Annotated in this window: 6 protein-coding genes; 2 read left to right on the plus strand and 4 right to left on the minus strand. The window is 46.7% G+C overall.

What is annotated here, in order from left to right:
- The coding region (locus HMPREF1493_RS06770; protein ID WP_198013776.1) for an ABC transporter transmembrane domain-containing protein at positions 1-1001 on the minus strand (1001 nt) is incomplete at its 3' end.
- A 192-nt stretch (positions 1002-1193) separates the two neighbouring features.
- Here HMPREF1493_RS06770 and HMPREF1493_RS06775 point away from each other — a divergent pair.
- Complete coding sequence (locus HMPREF1493_RS06775; RefSeq protein WP_035428891.1) at positions 1194-2015, plus strand: AraC family transcriptional regulator; 822 nt, start codon at positions 1194-1196, stop codon at positions 2013-2015.
- Between the two features lie 5 nt (positions 2016-2020).
- Here the strand turns inward: HMPREF1493_RS06775 and HMPREF1493_RS06780 are convergent, their stop codons facing one another.
- The 3 genes from HMPREF1493_RS06780 to ileS are packed head-to-tail and all read right to left on the minus strand — an operon-like array spanning position 2021 to position 6341.
- Entirely contained in the window at positions 2021-3031 is a 1011-nt protein-coding gene (locus HMPREF1493_RS06780; protein ID WP_035428892.1) for an RluA family pseudouridine synthase, read from the minus strand.
- Entirely contained in the window at positions 3024-3542 is a 519-nt protein-coding gene (lspA, locus tag HMPREF1493_RS06785; protein WP_035428893.1) for a signal peptidase II, read from the minus strand. The genes HMPREF1493_RS06780 and lspA overlap by 8 nt, the downstream gene beginning before the upstream one ends.
- A complete protein-coding gene (gene ileS / locus HMPREF1493_RS06790) occupies positions 3543-6341 on the minus strand; it encodes an isoleucine--tRNA ligase (RefSeq protein WP_035428894.1) in 2799 nt (932 codons plus the stop codon).
- A 466-nt stretch (positions 6342-6807) separates the two neighbouring features.
- Between ileS and ftsH the strand changes: the two genes are divergently transcribed.
- Positions 6808-8742: an ATP-dependent zinc metalloprotease FtsH gene (gene ftsH, locus HMPREF1493_RS06795; protein WP_035428895.1), complete on the plus strand. Its 1935-nt coding sequence runs from the start codon at positions 6808-6810 to the stop codon at positions 8740-8742.
- Positions 8743-8994: the final 252 nt, after the last annotated feature.

Below are 8994 nucleotides of genomic sequence, written 5' to 3' on the forward strand. Positions count from 1 at the left end.
ATCTTTACAGCTGGTTTAAGTGAAGAATTCCAAAGCTTCTCATAACCTGAAGGCTCTTGGGATTCTTTCTCGTGCTCAAGATGAACATCAATATCCGCTTTTGCAGCAAGATATGAGCTTTTAACAGAACAAACCGTATCAAGCGGTTCGCTCAATACTGACAAAATCAGATAGGCGGCTAAAATCTCTCCAACACTCATCTGACCTATAGAAAGCAGCATAACACCTGTAATTATGGCTACGACTTGCGTGAAATTTGAAAGCGCTGATGGAAGGCTCTTTGATAAAGCACTAAAAAAACTACTTCTCTTTACATAGAGGAAATACTCATCATTAGCCGCCTTATAAGCATTTTCAAAATAGTTCTCTGCTCGTAGCATATTAATCGAGAACTTTTCCTCAATTATGCGCCTACCGATATCCAGCCAGCCTTCTCGTTTTTTCATTGACTCGGTCAAAATCTCATTTGTTTTCTTGCTCGGATAATCAATAATCACCAAGTAAAAAGGGATATATAGCAAGACAAGCAAACCAATCCATGGATTTACCGTAAATGCCACAATTGCCAAAACAATAACTGCTAAAAGACCACCTAAAAATTCAACACTTACTGCAATTTGAACACCACTGAAGACAAAGGCTGTCATAGTGACTACATTAAGATAGTGTCCAGTTTTATTTTTTGGAAAAACACGAAGAGACATCTTTAAGAATTCCGATATCGCTACCTCAGAACTAGCAACCGCAGCTTCTAAATTGAGCTTTTGTGGAATCCAAACAGTGAGAAAAAAACTTAAGCAAAGCGTTACAAGCGAAAGGAGCAACAACAGCCCTAGCTTTTGCCAAACACCATCAACAGCTTGCACATTAAGCATACTATCAATTAAATCGCCTGTAAAAATACCCAGCATTGCAACAGCAATATATCCAATTGCCAAACCAAGGGCAGATAGAAGCATATGTTTTCGTATAACAAATAAGTGAGAGAGACGATTATTCATACTCATTATCCCCAAAACATCATTAGCTTAAAAACGCAGTGAATAATTCAGCTTCCTTTCCAAAACAGTAATTACCTGCACTTGTAGAATAAGCACTTGATAGATTCTTTAAGGTTAAAGGCGGGTTTCTCGTATAAAATTGCGTTATCACCCTATAATTTGACGCAGGAAAATATCGTTGAAAGGCTGATTATGAGCGAAAAGCGACTAACTCAAGCACTTCAAAATATACTTTCCAATGGGAAGTCTCTTGCTCAAGGCGGTGCTTCAAATGTCATTTTGAGTGCACACTACGAAACAGAAGAGTCTGCTAACCCTCATATCAGAGGATTTTTTACACTCACTTCTGCTTTTGATTTAGCAAATTTAGGCCAATTTTCTACAAAACCTTATGGAGACGACATTGTAAGTCTCTCAATACTTGCTCGTAAAAACTATTTTGGAAGTTTTCTTTTCTTTCTAATGCCTTCATCAGAAGATTTCTTTACTTTTACTACAAACCTTATATCAAATAAAAATACACTGCCGCAAAATATTCATCCAGCTGATATTGAACAAATCTACACACTTTATACTCAAATAATCATTACCTATTCCGAGAGAAAACCAAATTGGGAAGCTATTGTTACTTCCTTGCTTATAGCGCTTATTACCTGCCTTTCTCCTGATGCTCACTATACGTTCACTCCAGGTAACACTAATGAGACGGTTGCTCTTATCCTTAATGAAATTACTGCTCATTCAGAAAGTATTACGCTTGCTAAACTTTCAGGAAAATACTCATATTCACCAACTTATCTCTCTGAACTTCTCAGACAAAAATGTGGCAAAACTTTTTCTGAACTTGTATTAGAACAAAGAATGGAACGAGCAAAAACGCTGTTAATTCATACCAAATTGCCTGTCTCTACTATTTCTTCAATGATTGGCTATGGTGGAACAACAGAGTTTTATAGGAAATTTAAAGACTACTTTTCTCTTACACCACGTGAAATGAGAAGCGACACTTTTTAGTCATATTACAGCTGTGGACAAATCTCATCTCCTACAGAAGTCCTTCCCATAGACATAGTGCTTTGAGAGAGTAGGGCTTCTTGCAGGTCTTTTGGTAGTGTGTCTGCTACCACGATATTCTCGCCCGTAAAAGGATGCTCAAACTGAACATGCCAGGAGTGTAAAAACTGTCTGTTAAGTCCAAGGTTAAGGCTTGTATCTTTTTTGCCATAAAGCTGATCGCCGACAACAGGATGACCAATGTGGCGCATGTGAACTCTAATCTGGTGCGTGCGACCCGTATAGAGATGGCACTCTAGAAGCGAGTAACCCTCGCCTTTTCTGCCCGCTTCAAAGCGCTCAAGCGTTCTAAAGGTGGTAATGGCCTCTCGTGCGCCAGGCGCGTCTGATACGGTCATTTTGAGACGGTCTCGCGTTGAGCGAGCAATGCCCGTTTCAATGGTGCCAGAATCGTGGGCAACATAGCCTTGTACCAGCACAATGTAGCGTCGGTCAAGCACGCGCAGCCTAATGAGGTCTTGAAGAGCCTTTTGCGCCTCGTCTGACTTTGCTGCCAGCATAAGACCAGACGTATCCATATCAAGACGATGCACAATACCAGGACGTTCTTCTCCCTGAAGCATTCCTAGGTGCTCGTAGCCACAGTGGGCTACCAGCGCATTTGCCAGGGTGTCATCAACGTGGCCAGGCGATGGATGGCAAACAAGGCCAATCTGCTTGGAGAGCACTATGAGGTACTGGTCCTCAAAGCGAATATCAAGGGGAATGTCTGGGTTTGGACGTAAAAGTCCCGTTTGAGGCTGTGCGTCAGGAAGAGATACTAAGAGCCTATCGCCCAACATAAGTTTTTCTGACTTAGAGGTAGCCAGCGTAGCGTTGATGGTTACTCTTCCCTCTTCTACCAGCTTTGCGCAGGCACTTCTTGAGGGAAGTGTATCTTGGGCAGAAAGGAACGCATCCAATCTGACGCCGTCCCCTTCTGGTCCAACTAGTATGTCAACGATACGCTCATTCATTGCCACTACCCTGTTGTTGCTTTTTGTCCCAGACCATCCAGTACACAAAAGCAATAAGAATGCCGCAGGTTACAAAGATATCCGCCACATTAAACACGGCAAAATTAACAAACGTTGTAGCAAAGAAATCAGTAACCTGACCATACAAAACACGGTCAATAGCGTTACCAATTCCGCCGCCTGCGACGCCTCCCAAAAGCGCAATAAGCGGCAGCGGGAGGTTCTTCTCGCGAACTACAAAACTCACCAGAGCGGCTATGACCACAGCAGTGAGAGCCACAAAAAAGAGGGCATTTCCAGAGCCTACAGAAAACGCTGCACCGGTGTTACTTACGTGGAAGAGCTCCATAACACCTGGGATAAAAGGTACTGCGGTTCCCTCTGGAATTGAGGTTCGTACCCAGAGCTTGGTTACCTGGTCAAGCACACAGGCAACAGCGCCCGCCCCGCAGAGAACTGCAAGGCGGGTCACTAGTGTGTGAGTTGTATGTTGCTGCTGGTCAGTGTTCATTTATGCAACAACGTCGTGGCAGCGGTGGCAAAGGTGATCCTCACCAAGCTCGCGATAGTTCCAGCAACGGTCGCAGCGCTCGCCGTTTGCAGGATAGACGCTTACGCTCAGCTCAGAACCTTCAGAGACGGTAACCTCAGAGCAGACAAATGCCTCAGCAAAGTCAAGGCCAGCATGAGAAATGGATGCAGCCTGTTCAGCGGTAAGGGTAACCTCTGCACGAGTAGCCTGCGTGGTCTTCTCGGTAACAACACCTGCCTCAAGAGCGGTCTCGTATGCCTTAGTGTATGCGGCGCGAGCATCAACCAGTACCTGATATGCAGGAAGCAGTGCAGTGTACTCGTCAGTGCTCATAGGAGCCTTATACCAGTCGAGAAGAGCTGCGTACTTCTGACCGTCACGCATAGACTCTGGCAGGAACTGCATAGCCTCGTCGGTGGTGTAAACCAGAATTGGCTGCAGGTCATGAACAAGCATGGAGAGAATCTCTGCCCAAACAGTCTGAGCGCTTCTGCGTGTTGCAGAATCTGCAGCATCACAGTACATACGGTCCTTAGTTGCGTTCAAATAACCGTTGGAAAGCTCAATGATGTAATCGTAGAGGGTACGGAAGACGTTATTAAAGCGATATCCCTCGTAAGCCTCAGTGACTGCAGCATGAACCTCGCACATACGTGCAAGAACAAGACGGTCGTACTCTTCAAGGTCCGCTACAGCAACTGCATCGGTAGCAGGATCAAACTGGCCCTCGAGCTCGCCAAGAAGGAAGCGCAGGGTATTTCTGAACCTACGGTATGCATCGCCTACCTGGGAAAGAATGGCGTCATCGCAAGGAACGTCAGTTGAAGTGTCAACAGAAGCAACCCAAAGGCGTAGGACGTCTGCGCCACGCTCAGCACAAACTGCATTTGGATCAATGACATTGCCCAAAGACTTACTCATCTTTCGTCCCTGGCCATCAAGCGTAAAGCCCTGTGAGACAACGGACTTGTAAGGAGCAACTCCGTAAGCTCCAACAGAAGTCATGAGAGAACTCATGAACCAACCACGGTGCTGGTCGGAGCCCTCAAGATACATATCAGCTGGGAACTTAAGGTTTGGACGGTGTTTGCAGACAGCAGTGTGAGAAACACCAGAATCCCACCAAACGTCCAAAATATCCTTGTTTGCCTTGAGATTGTGGCCGCCACACTTAGGGCAGACGCAAGCGTCGCCTAAATAGGTCTTAGGATCGTCGGTGAACCAAGCATCAGAGCCCTTCTCGCGGAAAAGCTTGATGACAGCGTCAAGTGTCTGGTCATTGATAACGGTTTCACCGCAATCCTCGCAGGTGAAAGCAGGGATTGGAACACCCCAGTTACGCTGCCTGGAAATGCACCAGTCAGGACGACCTTCAACCATGGAGCCAATACGCTTAACCGCATTTGCAGGATAGAACTTAACCTTTGTAAGCTCCTCTGCTGCCTGCTGACGCAGGCCGGTCTTATCCATGGAGACAAACCACTGGCTTGTTGCACGGAAGATAACGGGCTCTTTACAACGCCAGCAGTGTGGATAGCTGTGGGTAATCTCTTCTGCAAGAATGAGCGTTCCACGGTCTTTGAGCCACTGAACAATGACAGGGTTAGCCTCATTGACCTCCATACCAGAGAAGGGGCCACCAGTGCCCTGACCGTCACCTTTGAAGAAGTGGCCGTCATCATCAACAGGCATAGTCTGTGGAATATCAAAGCGAACACCAGCGTTATAGTCGTCTACGCCATGACCAGGTGCAGAGTGAACAACACCAGTACCGTCGTCAAGGGTAACGTACTCTGCATAGATAAATTTACCAGTGTTACCAAGGTCACCAAAGATTGGCTGCTTATACTCATTGCCTGCAAGCTCAACACCAGTTCTCTTCCAGGTGTTGCCCTCTGAGTCCTGAGCAAGCTTCCAATCGGTATAGCCAAACTTGGCAGCAGCCTTCTCTGCAAGAGCCTCAGCAACAATCTCTACGTGTCCATCAGGAAGCTCAAGAGCAACATAGTTAGCCTCAGGGTGCAGAATAACTGCCTCGTCAGCAGGCAATGTCCATGGAGTTGTAGTCCAGATGTCTACCCAAGTCTTACCTGCGTAAGCCTCAAGACCCTCAGGAACCGTAGTTAGCTCAAAGCGAACAAAGATTGCAGTAGAGGTGACATCGTGATACTCAATCTCTGCCTCAGAGAGAGCAGTGTGGTCATGAGTACACCAGTGAACAGGCTTGGTACCTCTATACACAGAGCCCTTGTCGTAGATTGCCTTGAAGATCTCAACATCAGTTGCGTCGTAATCGTTGACGTAAGTGAGATAAGGGTTATCCCACTCGCCCAAAACACCAAGGCGCTTAAAACCCTGACGCTGGGTATCTACCTGCTCAACCGCCATCTTGCGGCAGAGCTCACGGATCTTCTCGGTAGATAACTGATTGAACTTCTCTGTGCCAAGCATCTGCTCAACCTTGTGCTCGATTGGCTGACCATGGCAGTCCCAACCAGGAACATAAGGAGTCTGGAAGCCCTGCATAGCCTTATAGCGGTTGATGATGTCCTTGGAAATCTTATTCTGTGCGTGACCCAGGTGAATTGGACCGTTTGCATAAGGAGGTCCATCATGAAGGACAAACTTGTCATGTCCCTCATTCTTCTTCATCAGGAGCTCATAGACGTTGTTTTGGTCCCAATCAGCCAAACGCTGAGGCTCGTTCTGCGCAAGTGATGCGCGCATAGGAAAGCCTGTGTTTGGCAGGTTGGTGGTCTTTTTGTACTCGTTTGCCATCAAGCACAACCTTTCTGGGCACAAATAAAGCGCCCGTCCCTCACAGCTGGGACGAAGCGCCACAATACACTTCGTTGTAACCACCCAGCGACGGATTTGTCCGTTTACTCGGCTGGCCTGTCACGGCGACCATTTCCGGCAGCATCTACTAGTACAAAAACCTGTACGTTTGAACTGCAGCTCCGAGGTGATGTTCACACGGACGCAAATGCGGACTTCCACCAACTCCGCTCGCTTGAGATTTGCGCTACCCAGCTACTGTCCTCATCACAGCTTGTGTAAGTAATACTACCACGTCTTGCACTCATTGAACTAAGTAATACACACGCTTAAACCGTTTTTAACAAATTATGCGGAATCCAAATTTTAAATTTTTATCGAAATAAAAAATGTAGATTGGGTAAAACAATTCCAATATCTAAGTGAGCTCATATCACATTTGAGCCAAACAGGTAAAGGGACGTGTATGGCAGATAACGATAACAAGCACCGTAGATCTATGTCGATGCTACTCTATATTGCAGTAGCCATCTTTGTATATCTCCTGCTTAGCAACACATTATTACCAGGGCTTCTGCGTCAACAGGTACAAACTGTCTCGTACAGTGAGTTCCTTAACAAGATTGACAACAATGAAGTCACCAAGGTAGACCTTAATACGGGCAGCAGAAACATTAGGTTTACAACTGGCTCTGGAGATTCCGAGAAGGTCTTTGAGACCACGCAATTCCCTAATGATTCAACACTGGTTCAGACGCTTAGAGACCACAAAGTTGATTTCTCGGCTTCTATTCCTGACAACTCTACAAACATGCTGCTCTATGCCCTTATTCAGTATGGCATCCCTCTTGTTCTCTTCTTGGGCATTGGCTACTTTATCAACCGTTCCCTTAAACGCGCCATGGGTGACGATGGTCCTTCCATGAACTTTGGTGGCGGCTTTGGAGGTCTTGGCGGCAATCTTGGTCGCTCAAGTGCTAAAGAAATTAAGGGAGAAGACACAGGCATTACGTTTAAAGACGTTGCTGGCCAAGAAGAAGCTAAAGAGTCTATGCAAGAGATTGTTAGCTTCCTTAAGACTCCCGATAAGTACAAAGAGATTGGCGCTCGTTGCCCTCGTGGTGCCCTGCTTGTAGGCCCTCCAGGTACTGGTAAGACCCTCATTGCTAAGGCAGTTGCTGGTGAGGCAGGCGTTCCTTTCTTCCAGATTGCCGGCTCTGAGTTTGTTGAGATGTTTGTTGGACGCGGTGCTGCAAAAGTCCGTGACCTCTTCAAGCAAGCAAATGAAAAGGCTCCTTGCATCATCTTTATTGACGAGATTGATGCTGTTGGTAAGCGCCGTGATGCTTCTCTCAACTCCAACGATGAGCGTGAGCAAACCTTAAACCAGCTGCTCTCTGAGATGGACGGCTTTGATAACCACAAGGGCATTGTTGTTCTTGCAGCAACCAACCGCCCTGAGACCTTGGACAAGGCACTTCTGCGTCCTGGCCGTTTTGACCGCCGTATTCCTGTTGAGCTTCCAGACCTTAAGGGTCGTGAGGCAGTTCTTCAGATTCACGCCAATGATGTAAAGATGGAGCCAGGCGTTGACCTCTCTATTATTGCTAAGTCCACACCAGGCGCATCCGGTGCAGACCTTGCAAACATCATCAACGAGGCAGCTCTTCGTGCTGTTCGCTTTGGTCGCCGTCGTGTTACCACCGAAGACCTTGCTGAGTCCGTTGACGTTGTTATTGCCGGCGCAAAGAAGAAGAACACTGTTCTTTCTGAGCACGAGAAGGACGTTGTGGCTTATCACGAGACCGGCCATGCAATTGTTGGTGCCATCCAGAAAAACGATGCTCCTGTTACCAAGATCACCATTGTTCCTCGTACTGGCGGAGCTCTTGGCTTTACCATGCAAGTTGAGGATGACGAGCGTTATCTGATGAGCAAGAGCCAGGCAATGGATGAGATTGCTGTACTCTGTGGTGGACGCGCAGCTGAAGAACTTATCTTTGGCGAGATGACCAATGGCGCTTCCAACGATATTGAGCGTGCAACAGCTATTGCTCGCGCTATGGTCACGCAGTACGGCATGTCTGACAAACTTGGCATGGTTACCCTCAGCCAGCAGCAAAGCCGTTATCTTGGTGGTGGCTCTTCCCTCACCTGCTCTGAAGCAACAGCTGAAGAGATTGATGCTGAGGTTAGGCGTATTGTTGAAGAGGGCCATCAGCGTGCACTTCAGACGCTTAAAGAGAACCGCTTTAAGCTGCATGAGATTGCTCACTACCTGCAGAAGAAGGAAACTATCACCGGCGAGGAGTTCATGAATATCCTCAAGCGCGAGAATACCTTTGCACCAGTAGTTGAGAACACCAATGAGGAAGGTTCCTCTACCTCTTCAGCAGAGTAACTTTGTCTCATAAGTAAAATTAAACGGCCGCCTATTCTGAACTGCCTCCCATTTCTTGGACATAAGAAATGGGAGGCAGTTCATATGCGGGTGATTATGATTCTGTAGCGTGTTAGCGTCGGCTTTTAGGCCTGGCGCACAAAATAGTGCAGCTTTCTTGTGTTCTGCTGAAGAATCGACATATTCTTAATCAAGATAGCCAGGCAGCTAGGCGGTCGTACTACCCGATATTCATCTCTATGCATAAACTTA

The organism is Atopobium sp. ICM42b (assembly GCA_000564995.1).
Classification (GTDB): Bacteria; Actinomycetota; Coriobacteriia; order Coriobacteriales; family Atopobiaceae; genus Lancefieldella.